The sequence below is a fragment of the Cohnella baijiui genome, from assembly GCF_020731285.1.
Taxonomy (GTDB): Bacteria; Bacillota; Bacilli; order Paenibacillales; family Paenibacillaceae; genus Cohnella.
This window is the reverse complement of record NZ_JAJFOW010000508.1, coordinates 1-211: the sequence shown is the minus strand read 5'-3', so window position 1 is coordinate 211 and position 211 is coordinate 1. Positions and strand designations below refer to the sequence as shown.

The 211-nt window shown below is 47.9% G+C and carries 1 protein-coding gene; it reads right to left on the bottom strand.

Going from position 1 to position 211, the window contains the following annotated elements; genetic code table 11:
- Positions 1–115, bottom strand: a 115-nt coding sequence (locus LKX83_RS33575) for a hypothetical protein (RefSeq protein WP_227887655.1), incomplete at its 3' end; no start/stop codon positions are given.
- Positions 116–211 lie beyond the last annotated feature (96 nt).

Genomic DNA, 211 nt, shown 5'->3' with positions numbered 1-211 from the left:
CTTCACTGACAAAGTTCTCGGAAGCAATTAACTCGATTTTTGTGCGCTGACGGCCCAACTCCAATTTAATGGCTTCTGCTACTGCTGCGTCTTGTTTTTTAACGTGTTCAAGCATTCTCTCTTCTCCTCCTCATATTAGCTGCATCTATACTAGCGACAACTCTCCTCGATAGGCGTGCGTTCATACACAGCACGCGCTCCCCCGATCAGC